Consider the following 17,133-nt stretch of genomic DNA (forward strand, 5'->3'; position numbering starts at 1 on the left):
ACCCCTCACTCCCCATCCCTCAGCCGACCCACGCCCCCGCCGCCCCGGCCCGCTCCCGTGCCTCGTCGCCGCCCCCACGCCTGCGGGCCGGCATCCGCCGGTCCACGGCCGTACGCTGAGCGACACCCAACAGCCGCCGCGGGCCCGGCACGGAGACGACCCCGGGACACCGCGGATCCCCCGCGAACCAGACCTCACCCACCGCGCCCGACCTGACCTTCCGGACCCAGCAGGTGTACCCGGCGCCGAGGAAGCCGCCGTAACCGAGGGAGACGGTCCTGCCCGGGCGCTCGGGGTCCGCGAAGGCCAACCGCGTGGTGCCGTGTACGCCGTCTTCGTCAGGGGGACGTCCACCGCGTTTCACTCCAAAGAGGTCAGCCGAAGACCGCGCGCACGGGCGCCTCGACCCCGGACGCGGGGGTCGGGGCCTTGAACTCCTCGCGAGCGTCGACGGCCGTCGTCGGGAGTCGGCCTCCGCCGGACGGGTTTCGTCCCGACAACAAAGAGGGGCGGACCGTGGACACGGCCCGCCCCTCACCGGATGAGGCTCAGCTCTCCGGCAGGTACCCCGTCTGGACGAGCTGGCCGCTCGTCCGGCGTGAGATGAACTGGCCTCGGCCCTGGGGCATCGGCGTGGCCTTGATGTTGTTGAAGACCGGGCCCTCGGAGGGGTCGCCGGACAGGACGATGCCCTGGGCGCCGAGTTCCTTGATCCGGGTGAGGACCGGTTCGAAGGAGGAGCGGGAGGCGCCCGACGTGGTGCGGGCCAGGATGATGCGCAGGCCGAGGTCGCGGGCGAACGGCAGGTACTCCATGAGCACCGACATCGGGTTGCCCATCGACGTGGCGACGAGGTCGTAGTCGTCGATGAAGATGAACGCGTCGGGCTCGTTGTACCAGGAGCGGTTGCGCAGCTGGTCCGGTGTCACGTCCGGCCCCGGCATCCGGCGGCTCATCGAGCCGGCCAGCGACTCCATGACCTCCTGGAGCTGCGGACCGGAGGCGCAGTACTTGTACATGTGGCTCTCGGGCACCTGGCCGAGCAGCGCGCGTCGGAAGTCCGAGACCACGAACAGCGCCTTGTTGGTGGCGTACCGCTCGGAGACCTGCTTGGCGATGAACCGCAGCAGCGAGGACTTGCCGGACTCGCTCTCGCCGTAGATGACGAACAGCGGGTCGGTCTCGAAGTCCACGAAGACCGGCGAGAGGGTGAGCTCGTCGACGCCGATCGCGATACCGCGGCCGCCGAAGTCGCCGCCGCCGGGCAGCTCGGACGCGGGCAGCATCGTCGGCAGCATCCGCACCCTCGGGGCCGGCGCGCCCTGCCAGGCGTTGTTGACGTTCTGGACGAGGTTCGCCATGCCGTCGGCGAGGTCCTCGACCTGCGTCGACCCGTCGATGCGGGGCGTCGCCGCGAGGTAGTCCAGCTTCTCCGGCGACAGACCGCGCCCGGGCTTGCCCATCGGCACGTTCTCGGCGCGCTTGCGGTCGAACTCCGACTCCATCGCGTCGCCGAGCCGCAGTTCGAGGCGGCTGAGGATCTGGTCGCGCAGCGCGGGCCGCATCTCGGTGTACCGGGTCGCGGTGATGATCAGGTGGACACCGAAACCGAGACCACGGGTCGCGATGTCCGCGATGACCGGGTCGAGCAGCTCGTAGTCGTTCTTGAACGTCCCCCAGCCGTCGATGATGAGGAAGACGTCGCCCCACTGCTGGTCGGGGTAGTGCCCCTGGGCCCGGCGGGAGCGGAAGGTGTTCATGGAGTCGATGCTCTTGGAGCGGAAGAACTCCTCACGGGCGTTGAGGATGCCGTGCACCTCCGCGACCGTACGACGCACCTTCTCCTGGTCGAGCCGGGAGGCGGCGCCGCCCACATGGGCCAGGTGGTCCAGCGCGATCATGCCGCCGCCACCGAAGTCGAGGGCGTAGAACTGCACTTCGGCCGGGGTGTGCGTGAGCGCGAACGACGTGATCATCGTGCGCACCAGCGTCGACTTGCCGGACTGCGGGCCACCCACGATCAGCGCGTGACCGGCGGATCCGGAAAGGTCGGCGTACATCACGTCACGGCGCTGCTCGAACGGCTTGTCGACCAGGCCGACCGGCACGATCAGCTTGCTCTGCGCGTGATAGCCCTCGGCGTGCAGACCGCGCTCCGGGCTGACGTTCAGGACCGGCAGCACCTGGTCCAGGCTGAACGGCTCGTCCAGCGGCGGCAGCCACACCTGGTGCGCGGGCGGACCCTGGCCGTCCAGGCGGCTGACGATGACGTCGAGGACGGTGTCGGCGAGCGCGTCGTCGACCTGGTTGCTGCGGGTCTCCGGCTCCGGCTCGGCGAGGATCCGCACCGGCACCGGCGCCGCGGTGAACAGCACGGGGGAGCGGTCGATCCGTCCGCCGCCCTGCGCGACCGGCCCGTTGGCCCGGTAGGTGCCCGACACGTACGCGGCCTTGAACTGCACCATCGTCTCGGTGTCGTACTTGAGGATGCCCGCGCCGGGGACGTTCGGCAGGTGGTAGGCGTCGGGCACGCCGATCGCCGTACGGGACTCGGCGGCCGAGAAGGTGCGCAGACCGATGCGGTACGACAGGAAGGTGTCCAGACCGCGGAGCTTGCCCTCCTCCAGCCGCTGAGAGGCGAGCAGCATGTGCACACCCAGCGAACGGCCGATCCGGCCGATCTGGATGAACATCTCGATGAAGTCCGGCTTGGCGGCGAGGAGTTCGCTGAACTCGTCGATGATCAGGACGAGCGAGGGCAGCGGGTCGAGCGCGGCACCGGCGGCACGCGCCTTCTCGTAGTCGGTGATGTTGGCGTAGTTGCCGGCCTGCCGCAGGAGTTCCTGACGGCGGGTCAGCTCACCGGTGATGGAGTCGCGCATCCGGTCCACGAGCGTGAGCTCGTCGGCCAGGTTGGTGATGACCGCGGAGACGTGCGGCATGGAGCCCATGCCGGTGAAGGTCGCACCGCCCTTGAAGTCCGCGAGGACGAAGTTGAGCGTCTCGGAGGAGTGCGTGACCGCGAGGCCGAGGACCAGCGTGCGCAGCAGCTCCGACTTGCCGGAACCGGTGGCGCCGACGCACAGGCCGTGCGGGCCCATGCCCTCCTGGGAGGCCTCCTTGATGTCCAGCATGACCGGCTCGCCGTTCTCGCCGAGGCCGATCGGCACCCGCAGCCGCTCGTGCAGCGTGCGCGGCCGCCAGGTGCGGGAGACGTCCACGCCCGCCGCGTCACCGATCTGCATGAGGTCGGTGAAGTCCAGGTTGGCGAGCAGGGGTTCGTCCGCGTCGGCCGCGCCGAGCCGCAGCGGCGCCAACTGCCGCGCCAGCGACTCCGACTGGGCCTGCGACAGCACGTCGGGGACACCGGTGAAGACCCCCGTGCCCGCCTCCAGCTCCATCGCGTCCGGCCACACCCGCACTGACAACGAGCCGCGCAGCTCGTCGAGTTCGCCGGGCACCACCTCGAGGATGGTCACGCCCTGGAGACCCTCCGCCGAGGCCAGGACCGAGTCCGCGGGGACCCCGCCGCCGTCCAGGACGACGACCACGTGCGGCTGGTCGAGCACCGGCGAACCGTCCCGGCTCCAGCGCGGGCGGCCCTCCAGCTGGTGGGCGAGCATCTCCTCCAGCTCACCGAGGTCGTAGCAGAGCAGACGCCGGGTGCCGGCACCGTCGGACTCCTTGTGCTGCATGTGCGGCAGCCACTTGGTCCACTCCCAGTCCACCGCCGCGCCGGGGGTGGCCACGACCGCGATCACCACGTCCTCGGGGGAGTGCAGCGACGCCAGTTGACCGACGACGGAGCGCGTCTGGCCGTAGACCGTCTCGGCGTCGCCGGAGATCGTCACGTGGTAGAAGGAGCGCAGCCCGATGGCCAGCGGGAGTTCACCGAGGGTGCCGTAGCTCGCGATGAACTGCTGCATCGCGTGGGCGGTGAGCGGCTCCAGCTCGTCCACGGGCGCGGTGTCGGGGGCGACCAGCGGTGTGGCCAGCTGCTGCGGGCCCAGGCCGATGCGGACCTGCACGAAGTCCGGGTCCATGGAACGCCGTTCCCACAGCCGCGAACCCTCGGCGACCAGCGCCCACAGCTGCTCCGGCGCCGGGTGCAGGTAGTACTGGGCGTCACGCTGCTTGTGCACCGTGCGCCGCACCTCGCGGCGCTTCTGCGCCAGGTACTTGAGGTAGTCGCGGCGGGCCTCGGCCATCTGACCGGACGGTCCCTTGCGGGCCCGCACGATCTGGGCGACCAGCATGGCGACCGTGGACACCATCATGAGGCCGCCCATGATCTTCATGAACCCCTGGGCGCCGGGCATGAAGAAGAACGCCGCCGACGAACCCATGCCCAGCATGGGCAGCAGGTTCATCAGAAGGCTGTCGTCCTCGGTACGAGGGAGTTCAGGAGGGGACTCGAGCTTGACCTCCTCACTCGGCACCTCCGGCGGGAATACCCGCGGCGGGCGCTTGACGATGACGACGCTCACCGATCCACCAGTCCTTCACGCAATCGCAATGTTGAACCGCCCCCGTCGTGACGGCCCCCGTATGTTCGTCAACTCATGGGGCTTTGCCAACTCATGAGTCGGGCGTTGATCCTACTGTTCTGCGGGCCCATTGAGCCGGGAGGGGATGGGGAGATGCCGCAAGAGGACGGTAGGGTGACGCTCCAAACGAAGCGCGGAACGGGTTTCGCCCTGGCAAACCGCGACGAATCACCGAGTACTGGACTAGGGGGAACCGTCAGGTGAGTACGGTTTCAGCAACCGGATTCTGCCGGGTCACGGTGGCGGCACCGAACAGCAGGATCGATGTGGCACTTCCGGAGGACGTGCCGCTCTCTGACGTCTACCCGGAGATCCTGCGGCTGTCGGGACAGACTCCCGAAGAGGCCGCGCCCACCGGGTACAACCTCGTGCGCAGGGACGGCTCCGTCCTCGACGACGGCCGCTCGCTCGCCGAACTGCAGATACGCGATGGCGAATTGCTGCTGCTGCGGCCGTTCGCGGACTCGCTGCCGCCCGCCGTCTTCGACGACGTGGTGGACGCCGTGGCCGCCGTCGTCGAGGCCGACCGGCGCAGCTGGAACGACGGCATGATGCGCGGGGTCGGCCTGGTCGCCGGCACCCTGCTGCTGACGATGATGGCGCTGGCGCTCTGGTTCTCCGAGCCGCTCCGCCACGACATGCACGGACTGCCCGGTGTCATCGCCGGCGTCACCGGTGTCGTCCTCGTCGCGCTCGCCTCCGTGCGGGCCCGGGTCTACGACGACCACCACGCGGCCGTGGCCCTCGGCCTCGCCGCGCTGCCGCACCTGATGGTGGGCGGCTCCGGGATCATGGCCCTCGACGCGGGCGAGGGACCCGGCCGCCTGAACCTCCTCGTCGGCTTCGCCGTCGTCCTGGTCGCCGCGGTGCTGCTCGTCCTGATGCTGCCGCAGAAGGACGCGCCCTTCATCGCCGCCGCGTTCGGCGCCGGCATCGGCGTCCTCGCCACCTTCGCCGCGATCGTCTCCGAGGCCGAGCCGCGCGAGAGCGCCGCCGTCACCGCCGTGGTCATGGTCGCCGTCATCGGCTTCCTGCCCGGCTGGTCCGCCCGCTTCTCCCGGCTGCCCATCGGCTTCCGCTCGCCCGACCAGATCGCCAAGCGCGGCCGCGCCGAGGACCAGCAGGAGCAGGAGCCGGTCGACTACCAGCTCATCACCGACCAGGCCCGCCGCGGCCACGAACTGCTGCTCGGCCTCGTCGGCGGCTGCGCGGTCACCGGGGTCGCCTCCGCCGGAGTGGTGCTCGGCTTCTCCACCAGCGGCTGGGCCCAGCTGCTCTCGCTGGCGGCCGGCCTCGCCATGCTGATGCGGGCCCGGCTCTTCCTGTACACGTCCCAGGTCGTGACCCTGATGATCTCCGGCATCATCACCGTCAGCCTGCTGGTCCTGGGCCTCGCCCTGAACCCGCCGGCCGACATCATCAAGGACCTGGTCTACGACCACAACAGCGCCCCGCTCGACATCCGCACCGTCTGGCTCTCCGCCGCGGTGGCCCTGGGCGCCACGCTCCTCGTCGCCATCGCCCTGATCGTGCCCCGCAAGGGCGTGACCCCGTTCTGGGGCCGGATGCTCGACCTGAGCGAGGGTGCCGTACTCCTCTCGCTCGTCCCGCTCTGCCTCGCGGTCCTCGACCTCTACGCGGCGGCCCGCGGCATGACCAGCTGACACCCGGCCCGGTCGACCGACGGCGGCTGTCACCCACACGGGTGGCAGCCGCTACGTCATTCGTACGACGCCGGCGTGGCCCGGGGCACTGCCGCCGGGCTGATACCCTGGCTGGCGGCCGTTTGTGTACGCACCCCCGGAGCTCACCGCTCCGGAGGCCGCGCCCAGCGGATCCCCGCCTCCCGAGTTACGGAAGCTCCCCTGAGAAGTGGACCAGGGGCACTCGGTGGCTACCCAAGAGACTACGAGGAGTACGCGTGTCGCTCGACGCCGCTACGAAGAAGCAGATCATGACCGAGTTCGGCCAGAAGGAGGGCGACACCGGCTCCCCCGAGGTCCAGGTCGCGATGCTCTCGCGCCGTATCTCGGACCTGACCGAGCACCTCAAGACCCACAAGCACGACCACCACTCCCGTCGTGGTCTGCTGATCCTGGTCGGTCAGCGCCGTCGCCTTCTCCAGTACCTGGCGAAGAAGGACATCCAGCGCTTCCGTGCGCTGGTCGACCGCCTCGGCATCCGCCGCGGTGCGGCGGGCGCCAAGTAGGACGCCGTGAAGGGAGCGGTTCCCGAAACGATCGGGGGCCGCTCCCTTTGCCGTACGTACGGAAAGTCATGACGTAGGTACGGAAACGTGCGCAGTGTCACACCCGCTTTGTAGTGTGGTAGCACAACGCAGTATCACGAGGAGAAGTGCACCTCGCCGCCGCCGGTCCTCGGTAGTGGCCCCCGGGCCTTGCGAACCCGGGTGCTTCGATCGAAGACCGGCCCGCACCAGATGGAGCGCTTCTCCGCGCACGTCCCCCCGCCACACGGGCGGATCGGGACAAAAGACGAAACGCAGACGAAAAGTAACGGAGAACACGCTAGTGGAGAACGAGACCCACTACGCCGAGGCCGTCATCGACAACGGCTCCTTCGGCACCCGCACCATCCGCTTCGAGACGGGCCGCCTCGCCAAGCAGGCCGCCGGCTCCGCCGTGGCGTACCTGGACGACGACACCATGGTGCTGTCGGCCACCACCGCCTCCAAGAACCCCAAGGACCAGCTCGACTTCTTCCCCCTGACGGTGGACGTCGAGGAGCGGATGTACGCCGCCGGCAAGATCCCCGGCAGCTTCTTCCGCCGTGAGGGCCGGCCCTCCGAGGACGCGATCCTCACCTGCCGCCTCATCGACCGCCCGCTGCGCCCGTCCTTCAAGAAGGGCCTGCGCAACGAGATCCAGGTCGTCGCCACCATCATGGCGCTCAACCCCGACCACCTGTACGACGTCGTGGCGATCAACGCCGCCTCCGCGTCCACGCAGCTGGCCGGCCTGCCCTTCTCGGGCCCGATCGGCGGCGTCCGCGTCGCGCTGATCAACAACCAGTGGGTGGCCTTCCCGACGCACTCCGAGCTCGAGGACGCCGTCTTCGACATGGTCGTCGCGGGCCGCACCCTGGAGGACGGCGACGTCGCGATCATGATGGTCGAGGCCGAGGCCACCGAGAAGACCATCCAGCTGGTCAAGGGCGGCGCCGAGGCCCCGACCGAGGAGGTCGTCGCCGCCGGTCTGGAAGCCGCGAAGCCCTTCATCAAGGTCCTCTGCAAGGCCCAGGCCGACCTCGCCGCCAAGGCCGCCAAGCCCACCGGCGAGTTCCCGATCTTCCTCGACTACCAGGACGACATCCTGGAGGCGCTCTCCGCCGCCGTCCGCCCGGAGCTCGCCTCCGCGCTGACCATCGCCGGCAAGCAGGAGCGCGAGTCCGAGCTGGACCGCGTCAAGGCGCTCGCCGCCGAGAAGCTCCTCCCGGAGTTCGAGGGCCGCGAGAAGGAGATCTCCGCCGCGTACCGCTCCCTGACCAAGCAGCTCGTCCGCGAGCGCGTGATCAAGGAGAAGAAGCGCATCGACGGCCGTGGCGTCACGGACATCCGTACGCTCGCCGCCGAGGTCGAGGCCATCCCGCGCGTGCACGGCTCCGCGGTGTTCGAGCGTGGCGAGACCCAGATCCTGGGCGTCACCACCCTCAACATGCTCCGCATGGAGCAGCAGCTGGACACCCTCTCCCCGGTGACCCGCAAGCGCTACATGCACAACTACAACTTCCCGCCGTACTCCACCGGCGAGACCGGCCGCGTCGGCTCCCCGAAGCGCCGCGAGATCGGCCACGGCGCCCTCGCCGAGCGCGCCCTGGTCCCGGTCCTGCCGACGCGCGAGGAGTTCCCCTACGCGATCCGCCAGGTCTCCGAGGCGCTGAGCTCCAACGGCTCGACGTCCATGGGCTCGGTCTGCGCCTCCACCATGTCGCTGCTGAACGCCGGTGTGCCGCTGAAGGCCCCCGTCGCCGGTATCGCCATGGGCCTGATCTCCCAGGACATCGACGGCGAGACGCACTACGTCACGCTCACCGACATCCTCGGTGCCGAGGACGCCTTCGGCGACATGGACTTCAAGGTCGCCGGCACCAAGGAGTTCGTCACCGCCCTCCAGCTCGACACCAAGCTGGACGGCATCCCCGCCTCCGTCCTGGCCGCCGCCCTCAAGCAGGCCCGTGACGCCCGCCTCCACATCCTCGACGTGATGATGGAAGCGATCGACACGCCGGACGAGATGTCCCCGAACGCCCCGCGGATCATCACCGTCAAGATCCCCGTGGACAAGATCGGCGAGGTCATCGGCCCCAAGGGCAAGATGATCAACCAGATCCAGGAGGACACCGGCGCCGAGATCACGATCGAGGACGACGGCACCATCTACATCGGTGCCTCCGACGGCCCGGCCGCCGAGGCCGCCCGCACCACGATCAACTCGATCGCCAACCCGACCATGCCGGAGGTCGGCGAGCGCTACCTGGGCACGGTCGTGAAGACGACCACCTTCGGCGCGTTCGTCTCCCTGCTCCCGGGCAAGGACGGTCTGCTGCACATCTCGCAGATCCGCAAGCTGGCCGGCGGCAAGCGCGTGGAGAACGTCGAGGACGTGCTCGGCGTGGGCGCCAAGGTCCAGGTCGAGATCGCCGAGATCGACTCCCGCGGCAAGCTCTCCCTGATCCCCGTGATCGAGGGCGAAGAAGGCTCCGAGACTGCATCCGACAGCGGCTCCGCCGCGGGCAAGAAGGACGACACCGACAAGTGACGTCGAGCAGCTCCACGGCGACGGCCCGCACCTCCTCGGAGGCGCGGGCCGTCGCCCGTACCCAAACCCTGATCAAGGGCCAGAACGGCATCGGCACGGTTCGTAAGACCACCCTCCCGGGCGGCCTGCGCATCGTCACCGAGACCCTCCCCTCGGTCCGCTCCGCGACCTTCGGCATCTGGGCGCACGTCGGCTCCCGCGACGAGACCCCGTCTCTGAACGGCGCCACGCACTACCTGGAGCACCTCCTCTTCAAGGGCACCTCGAAGCGCAACGCGCTGGACATCTCCTCGGCGATCGACGCGGTCGGCGGCGAGATGAACGCGTTCACGGCGAAGGAGTACACGTGCTACTACGCGCGCGTGCTCGACACCGACCTGCCGCTCGCCATCGACGTCGTCTGCGACATGCTGACCGGCTCGCTCATCCTCGAAGAGGACGTCAACGTCGAGCGCGGCGCGATCCTCGAAGAGATCGCCATGACCGAGGACGACCCGGGCGACTGCGTGCACGACCTGTTCGCGCACACCATGTTCGGCGACAACCCCCTCGGCCGCCCCGTCCTCGGCACCGTCGACACCGTCAACGCCCTCACCGCGGACCGCATCCGCCGCTTCTACAAGAAGCACTACGACCCCACCCACCTGGTGGTCGCGGCCGCGGGCAACGTCGACCACAACAAGGTCGTACGACAGGTCCGCGCGGCCTTCGAGAAGGCGGGCGCCCTCCAGCACACCGACGCCACGCCCATCGCGCCCCGCGACGGAAAGCGCGCCCTGCGCACCGCGGGCCGCGTCGAGCTGATCGGCCGCAAGACCGAGCAGGCCCACGTCGTCCTCGGCATGCCCGGCCTGTGCCGCACCGACGACCGCCGCTGGGCCCTCGGCGTCCTGAACACCGCGCTGGGCGGCGGTATGTCCTCCCGGCTGTTCCAGGAGGTCAGGGAGAAGCGCGGCCTGGCCTACAGCGTCTACTCGTACACCTCGGGCTTCGCCGACTGCGGCCTCTTCGGCGTCTACGCCGGCTGCCGGCCCTCGCAGGTCCACGACGTGCTGAAGATCTGCCGCGACGAACTCGACCAGGTCGCCGAGCACGGCCTCTCGGACGACGAGATCGGCCGCGCCATCGGCCAGCTGCGCGGCTCCACCGTGCTCGGCCTGGAGGACACCGGCGCGCTGATGAACCGTATCGGCAAGAGCGAGCTGTGCTGGGGCGACCAGATGTCCGTCGACGACATGCTGACCCGGATCGCGTCGGTCACCCCGGACGACGTCCGCGAGGTCGCCCGCGAGATCCTGGGACAGCGCCCGTCGCTGTCGGTCATCGGCCCGCTCAAGGACAAGCAGGCCGCCCGGTTGCACGAGGCCGTGGCCTGACCTCCGTCCGTTTCGGCTGTTTTGGTTAAGGAAGCAAGAAGATGAGCAAGCTGCGTGTGGCCGTCCTCGGTGCCAAGGGCCGGATCGGAGCCGAGGCGGTCAAGGCCGTCGAGGCGGCCGAGGACATGGAGCTGGTGGCCGCCCTCGGCCGCGGCGACGACCTGGCGGCCCTCACCGAGGCCGGCGCCGAGGTCGTCGTCGAACTGACCACGCCCGCCTCGGTGATGGAGAACCTCGAGTACTGCGTGGGCCACGGCATCCACGCGGTCGTCGGTACGACGGGCTGGACCGACGAGCGCCTCGCGCGGCTGAACGACTGGCTGGCCGCATCCCCGGAGACGGGCGTGCTCATCGCGCCCAACTTCTCCATCGGAGCCGTACTGAACATGAAGTTCGCGCAGATCGCGGCGCCGTACTTCGAGTCGGTGGAGGTCATCGAGCTCCACCACCCGAGGAAGGTCGACGCCCCGTCGGGCACCGCCTCGCGCACGGCCCAGCTCATCGCGTCGGCCCGCGCCGAGGCGGGCACGGCCCCGGCGCCGGACGCCACCGAGACGGCCCTGGACGGCGCGCGGGGCGCGGACGTCGACGGGATCCCCGTGCACTCCGTCCGGCTGCGCGGTCTGCTGGCCCACCAGGAGGTCCTGCTCGGCGGCGAGGGCGAGACGCTGACCATCCGTCACGACTCCCTGCACCACAGCAGCTTCATGCCGGGCATCCTGCTGGGCGCCCGCCGGGTGGGCACGGCCCCGGGCCTGACCTTCGGCCTGGAACACTTCCTGGACCTGGGCTGATGCGCGCCAAGCTGACCTACGCCGTCACGGCTGCCGTCCTGCTCGTCTACTTCGTGCTGGTCGGCAGCCGCGGCGTGATGCTCATCCAGTCCGGCACCCTGCTGACGGTCACCTTCGGCGTCGCGGTGCTGATCCTGCCGGTGATCGGCCTGTGGTTCCTGTGGAAGAACACCCAGTTCGTCCGCCGGGCCAACGCCCTCGCCGCCGAACTCGACGCCGAGGGCGGCCTGCCCGTCGACGAGCTGAAGCGCACGCCCGGCGGCCGCATCGACCGCGACTCGGCCGACGAAGTCTTCGCCAAGCGCAAGGCCGAGACGGAGGCGTCTCCGGGCGACTGGCGCAGCTGGTTCCGCCTCGCGATCGCCTACCACGACGCCCGCGACACCCCACGCGCCCGCAAGGCGATGCAGCGCGCGATAGCCCTGCACGACGGCAGGACGATCGAGGCCTAGCCTCACGCCCGTCGAAGGGGCCGGCCCGCGGTGAACGCGGGCCGGCCCCTTCGACGTCTCCCGCGGGTCAGACCCGCCCGTGCTCCGCCGCCCACGCCTCCACCGCGTCCGCCGCCCGGTCGAAGGCCGCGCCGCGGGCGAGGAAGTCCGCGTTGTGCGTGGTCAGCAGCGGCGACTCGTCCTCGGGCGACCGCCCCTGCCGTACGAGGGTCAGGGCCTGTCCCTGGACCGTGCGGGGCAGTCCGAGCCAGCGCACCGGCTGCTGCGCCGTCCGTACGGCGACGACCTGGTCCCACGACACCGTACGGGTGAAGAGGAAGCCCACCCGACGCACACCGCGGGCGCTCACCCAGACACCCACGCGCAGCAGTCGCAGGGCGCCGATGATGACGATCCCGGCGATGCCGAGCACCACGGCGGCCTCGGACGGCGAGTCGGTCAGCGCGATGATGACCGCCGCGAACAGCACGTACGAGGCGAGCAGCAGAAGGACCGCTGCCAGGCCCACCCGCCACGGCCCGGGCCGGTAGGGGCGCCGCCAGTGGTCACGGTCGTCGAACGGCAGAGCGGTGTCGTCCGTCGTCTCGAATGCGCGGTCGGCCGTCAGGAAGGGCAGGGGCACGGCGGGTCCTCACTCGATCCATACGCGGGCTGTGCCCGGTGAGGCTATCCGCCGGTGTCCCCGCGATCCACCTTCGGGGGCCCGGATGAGTCAGTGTCCCTGGGACGCCTGCGACTGCTGTGTCTCCGAGGGCGGCTGATCCTGCGACAGCGCCGGCATCCCGAGGACCAGTGACCCCACGAGTCCGGCGACGATGGTGAGTCCCAGCAGCCAGCGCCCGGCCATCTCACCGGCGGACGCGCGCTGACGGGGTGGAGGAGCGACATTGCTGCGGAACCTGTCGGCTTCGGCGAGAAAGGCGAACGGTACGGGCTCGCGCCGACGCAACATGGGGGTGCATCTCCCTTCCGGGATCGAACGGTTGACTCCTGTCTGTACAGACGAGTGGTTGCCGCAAAAGGTGCCCGGTTTCGCCGAATTGACTCGGTCACGACAGTGAAAGTCCCGTTTGGTGGGTCGTAGAGTGGCGTCGCCATACGACGAGCTGGGAAGGACCCCCGAACCGTGACCCCCACCCCCGACGACGATTTCAAGATCGAGCTGCGCGACGACGTCACCGTCGAACTGGTCAAGCACAGCGCGGCCGACTCCGACGTGCTGTTCGCGGCCCGTGTGTCGACCGTCGGAGAGCAGTCCCTGGACGAGCTGAACAAGGACCCGGAGCGCTCCAAAGGGCTGATCAACTACCTGATGCGGGACCGGCACGGCAGCCCGTTCGAGCACAACTCCATGACCTTCTTCATCAGCGCCCCGATCCTCGTCTTCCGCGAGTTCATGCGGCACCGCGTGGGCTGGTCCTACAACGAGGAGTCCGGCCGCTACCGGGAGCTCCAGCCCGTCTTCTACGTCCCCGGCGCGGACCGCAAGCTCGTCCAGCAGGGCCGCCCGGGCAAGTACGTCTTCGTGGAGGGCACCCCCGAGCAGCACGAGTCCGTCGGGAACGCGATGGCGGAGTCGTACCGCCAGGCGTACACCGCCTATCAGGAGATGCTCGCGCAGGGCGTCGCCCGCGAGGTCGCCCGCTCGGTCCTGCCCGTCGGCCTGTTCTCCTCGATGTACGCCACCTGCAACGCCCGCTCGCTCATGCACTTCCTCGGCCTGCGCACCCAGCACGAGCAGGCGAAGGTGCCGTCCTTCCCCCAGCGGGAGATCGAGATGGTCGGCGAGAAGATGGAGGCGGAGTGGGCGAAGCTCATGCCGCTCACCTACGCGGCCTTCAACGCGAACGGCCGTGTGGCGCCGTAACGGACGCCTGTTTCCCCATAGGGCACAGATGTGCGGGTCCACCTCGCGAAGTGTCCGTATTGCGGCATTTAGCGAAGTTCATCTAGCCTGATCAAACGGACCCGGCACTGCTTGAACCCCCGAGCAGGCAGTGCCGGGCTCCACCTTTGTCCTGACTTTCCCCGGCCCCCTAGGGCAGACCCCGCCTTGAGCAACGAGTAGCGTGTCACCCATGGCTCCGACCTCCACTCCGCAGACCCCCTTCGGGCGGGTCCTCACCGCCATGGTCACGCCCTTCACGGCGGACGGCGCACTCGACCTCGACGGCGCCCAGCGGCTCGCCACCCACCTGGTGGACGCGGGCAACGACGGCCTGGTCGTCAACGGCACCACCGGCGAGTCCCCCACCACCAGTGACGCGGAGAAAACGGACCTCGTACGAGCCGTACTGGAGGCGGTCGGCGACCGCGCCCACGTCGTCGCGGGCGTCGGCACCAACGACACCCACCACAGCATCGAGCTGGCCCGCGCCGCCGAGCGCACCGGCGCACACGGCCTGCTCATCGTGACGCCGTACTACAACAAGCCCCCGCAGGAGGGCCTCTACCGGCACTTCAAGGCCGTCGCCGACGCCGCCGAGCTGCCGGTCATGCTCTACGACATCCCCGGCCGCAGCGGCGTCCCGATCAGCACCGAGACGCTGGTCCGGCTCGCCGAGCACCCCCGGATCGTCGCCAACAAGGACGCCAAGGGCGACCTCGGCCGCGCCAGCTGGGCCATCGCCCGCTCCGGCCTCGCCTGGTACTCCGGCGACGACATGCTGAACCTCCCGCTGCTCTCCGTGGGCGCGGTCGGTTTCGTCTCGGTCGTCGGCCATGTGGTCACCCCGGACCTGCGCGCCCTGGTCGACGCGTTCACCTCGGGCGACGTCCAGAAGGCCACCGAGATCCACCAGAAGCTGCTCCCCGTCTACACGGGCATGTTCCGCACCCAGGGCGTGATGACCACCAAGGCGGCGCTCGCCCTCCAGGCACTGCCCTCGGGGCCCCTGCGCGCCCCCATGGTCGAGCTCTCCGCGGAGGAGATCGAGCAGCTCAAGATCGATCTTGCCGCCGGCGGGGTACAGCTCTAGCACCAGACTTCGCGCGCCCGGCGCGCAACCAGACTCAACAACTGAATAGGCGGGCCACCGGTGCCCGCACCACAACGACAACTGCTACACGCACGAACGTCACGCGCGCCACGTGCCCACCGGTACGTGGCGCGCGTGGTGAGGAGAGTCTTTTGAGTCATCCGCATCCCGAACTGGCCCCGCCCCCGCCGCTTCCGGAAGGTGGCCTGCGGGTCACCCCACTCGGCGGTCTCGGCGAGATCGGCCGAAACATGACGGTCTTCGAGTACGGCGGCCGCCTGCTCATCGTCGACTGCGGCGTGCTCTTCCCGGAGGAGGAGCAGCCCGGAATCGACCTGATCCTGCCGGACTTCTCGTCCGTCAGGGACCGCCTCGACGACATCGAGGGCATCGTCCTCACGCACGGCCACGAGGACCACATCGGCGGCGTCCCCTTCCTCCTCCGCGAGAAGCCGGACATCCCGCTGATCGGCTCCAAGCTGACCCTCGCGCTCATCGAGGCCAAGCTCCAGGAGCACCGCATCCGCCCGTACACCCTTGAGGTGGCGGAGGGACACCGCGAGCGCATCGGCCCCTTCGACTGCGAGTTCGTCGCGGTCAACCACTCCATCCCGGATGCCCTGGCCGTCGCCATCCGCACCCCCGCCGGCATGGTGGTCCACACGGGTGACTTCAAGATGGACCAGCTCCCGCTGGACGGCCGCCTCACGGACCTGCACGCGTTCGCACGGCTGAGCGAGGAGGGCATCGACCTCCTCCTGGCCGACTCCACGAACGCCGAGGTCCCCGGCTTCGTCCCGCCCGAGAAGGACATCTCCAACGTCCTGCGGCAGGTCTTCGCCGGCGCCCGCAAGCGGATCATCGTGGCGAGCTTCGCCAGCCACGTCCACCGCATCCAGCAGATCCTGGACGCGGCCCACGAATACGGCCGCAGGGTCGCCTTCGTCGGCCGCTCGATGGTCCGCAACATGGGCATCGCCCGCGATCTCGGCTATCTGAAGGTCCCCCCGGGCCTGGTGGTCGACGTCAAGACCCTTGACGACCTGCCCGACCACGAGGTGGTCCTGGTCTGCACGGGGTCCCAGGGCGAACCGATGGCGGCCCTGTCCCGCATGGCCAACCGAGACCACCAGATCCGGATCGTCAACGGCGACACCGTGATCCTGGCGTCCTCGCTGATCCCGGGCAACGAGAACGCGGTCTACCGCGTGATCAACGGCCTCACCCGCTGGGGCGCCAACGTCGTCCACAAGGGCAACGCCAAGGTGCACGTCTCGGGCCACGCGTCCGCGGGCGAGCTCCTGTACTTCTACAACATCTGCCGGCCCCGGAACCTGATGCCAGTCCATGGCGAATGGCGCCACCTCCGGGCCAACGCCGAGCTGGGCGCCCTCACCGGCGTCCCGCACGACCGCATCGTCATCGCCGAGGACGGCGTGGTCGTCGACCTCATCGAGGGCAAGGCGAAGATCGCGGGCAAGGTCCAGGCGGGTTACGTCTACGTCGACGGCCTCTCGGTCGGCGATGTCGGCGAACCGGCGCTGAAGGACCGCAAGATCCTCGGCGACGAGGGCATCATCTCGGTCTTCCTGGTGCTGGACTCGTCCACGGGCAAGATCACGGGCGGTCCGCACATCCAGGCGCGCGGCTCGGGCATCGAGGACTCGGCGTTCAGCGACGTGATCCCTCGTATCACCGAGGTCCTGGAGCGCTCGGCCCAGGACGGCGTGGTCGAACCCCACCAGCTCCAGCAGCTGGTGCGCCGGACCCTCGGCAAGTGGGTCTCCGACACGTATCGCCGCAGGCCGATGATCCTCCCGGTGGTCGTGGAGGTCTGACGTACCGTCGGACCTCCGTCCGGGTGAACCAGGAGCGGGCCGCCTCGATTTGCATCGAGGCGGCCCGCTCCAGTACGTTTACGGCTCCGCCCGAGGGGGAACCCGGCAGCTTCGTGCTCCGGACCAGTTCCCGATCGGGCCGGGAAATCCGACTCAGAACTTCTGATAAAGTCGGAACCGCCGGAAAGGGAAACGCGAGAGCGGGAACCTGGAAAGCACCGAGGAAATCGGAACCGGAAACGGTCTGATAGAGTCGGAAACGCAAGACCGAAGGGAAAAGCCCGGAGGAAAGCCCGAGAGGGTGAGTACAAAGGAAGCGTCCGTTCCTTGAGAACTCAACAGCGTGCCAAAAATCAACGCCAGATATGTT

At 69.4% G+C, this 17,133-nt stretch carries 14 protein-coding genes; 9 read left to right on the forward strand and 5 right to left on the reverse strand.

Going from position 1 to position 17,133, the window contains the following annotated elements; translation table 11 throughout:
• Positions 1–19 precede the first annotated feature (19 nt).
• Both G3I78_RS45325 and eccCa read right to left on the reverse strand, forming a co-directional pair.
• Entirely contained in the window at positions 20–310 is a 291-nt protein-coding gene (locus tag G3I78_RS45325; RefSeq protein ID WP_164436101.1) for a hypothetical protein, read from the reverse strand.
• Between the two features lie 238 nt (positions 311–548).
• Entirely contained in the window at positions 549–4,487 is a 3,939-nt protein-coding gene (eccCa, locus tag G3I78_RS45330) for a type VII secretion protein EccCa (protein WP_164436110.1), read from the reverse strand.
• A gap of 299 nt (positions 4,488–4,786) precedes the next feature.
• On the opposite strand from eccCa, the gene eccD reads away from it, so the two are divergent.
• The 6 genes from eccD (at position 4,787) to G3I78_RS45360 (ending at position 11,947) form a co-directional block, all read left to right on the forward strand.
• A complete protein-coding gene (gene eccD, locus G3I78_RS45335) occupies positions 4,787–6,211 on the forward strand; it encodes a type VII secretion integral membrane protein EccD (RefSeq protein ID WP_164436147.1) in 1,425 nt (474 codons plus the stop codon).
• A gap of 257 nt (positions 6,212–6,468) precedes the next feature.
• Complete coding sequence (gene rpsO, locus G3I78_RS45340) at positions 6,469–6,756, forward strand: 30S ribosomal protein S15 (protein WP_007385095.1); 288 nt, start codon at positions 6,469–6,471, stop codon at positions 6,754–6,756.
• 322 nt (positions 6,757–7,078) lie between these two features.
• A complete protein-coding gene (locus G3I78_RS45345) occupies positions 7,079–9,325 on the forward strand; it encodes a polyribonucleotide nucleotidyltransferase (RefSeq protein ID WP_164436112.1) in 2,247 nt (748 codons plus the stop codon).
• A complete protein-coding gene (locus tag G3I78_RS45350) occupies positions 9,322–10,701 on the forward strand; it encodes a pitrilysin family protein (protein WP_164436114.1) in 1,380 nt (459 codons plus the stop codon). Before G3I78_RS45345 ends, G3I78_RS45350 begins: the two co-directional genes overlap by 4 nt.
• 41 nt (positions 10,702–10,742) lie before the next feature.
• On the forward strand, positions 10,743–11,495 hold the full coding sequence (gene dapB, locus G3I78_RS45355; protein ID WP_164436117.1) for a 4-hydroxy-tetrahydrodipicolinate reductase: 753 nt from the start codon (positions 10,743–10,745) through the stop codon (positions 11,493–11,495).
• Positions 11,495–11,947, forward strand: coding sequence for a hypothetical protein (locus G3I78_RS45360; protein ID WP_164436119.1), 453 nt, complete (start codon positions 11,495–11,497; stop codon positions 11,945–11,947). Before dapB ends, G3I78_RS45360 begins: the two co-directional genes overlap by 1 nt.
• Positions 11,948–12,014: 67 nt before the next feature.
• Here G3I78_RS45360 and G3I78_RS45365 read toward each other — a convergent pair whose 3' ends face one another.
• Positions 12,015–12,569 carry a hypothetical protein gene (locus G3I78_RS45365; RefSeq protein ID WP_164436121.1) on the reverse strand — a complete coding sequence of 185 codons (555 nt, stop codon included), beginning with the start codon at positions 12,567–12,569 and terminating at the stop codon, positions 12,015–12,017.
• 90 nt (positions 12,570–12,659) lie between these two features.
• On the reverse strand, positions 12,660–12,899 hold the full coding sequence (locus tag G3I78_RS45370; protein ID WP_164436123.1) for a hypothetical protein: 240 nt from the start codon (positions 12,897–12,899) through the stop codon (positions 12,660–12,662).
• A 174-nt stretch (positions 12,900–13,073) separates the two neighbouring features.
• Between G3I78_RS45370 and thyX the strand changes: the two genes are divergently transcribed.
• The 3 genes from thyX (at position 13,074) to G3I78_RS45385 (ending at position 16,763) form a co-directional block, all read left to right on the forward strand.
• Positions 13,074–13,814, forward strand: a complete 741-nt coding sequence (gene thyX / locus G3I78_RS45375; RefSeq protein ID WP_164436124.1) for an FAD-dependent thymidylate synthase — start codon at positions 13,074–13,076, stop codon at positions 13,812–13,814.
• Between the two features lie 211 nt (positions 13,815–14,025).
• Positions 14,026–14,925: a 4-hydroxy-tetrahydrodipicolinate synthase gene (gene dapA, locus G3I78_RS45380; protein WP_164436126.1), complete on the forward strand. Its 900-nt coding sequence runs from the start codon at positions 14,026–14,028 to the stop codon at positions 14,923–14,925.
• A 152-nt stretch (positions 14,926–15,077) separates the two neighbouring features.
• A complete protein-coding gene (locus G3I78_RS45385) occupies positions 15,078–16,763 on the forward strand; it encodes a ribonuclease J (RefSeq protein WP_164436128.1) in 1,686 nt (561 codons plus the stop codon).
• A gap of 153 nt (positions 16,764–16,916) precedes the next feature.
• Here the strand turns inward: G3I78_RS45385 and G3I78_RS51425 are convergent.
• The coding region (locus G3I78_RS51425) for a hypothetical protein (protein ID WP_203616421.1) at positions 16,917–17,133 on the reverse strand (217 nt) is incomplete at its 5' end.

The sequence above is a fragment of the Streptomyces sp. SID13726 genome (assembly GCF_010548375.1).
GTDB lineage: Bacteria > Actinomycetota > Actinomycetes > Streptomycetales > Streptomycetaceae > Streptomyces.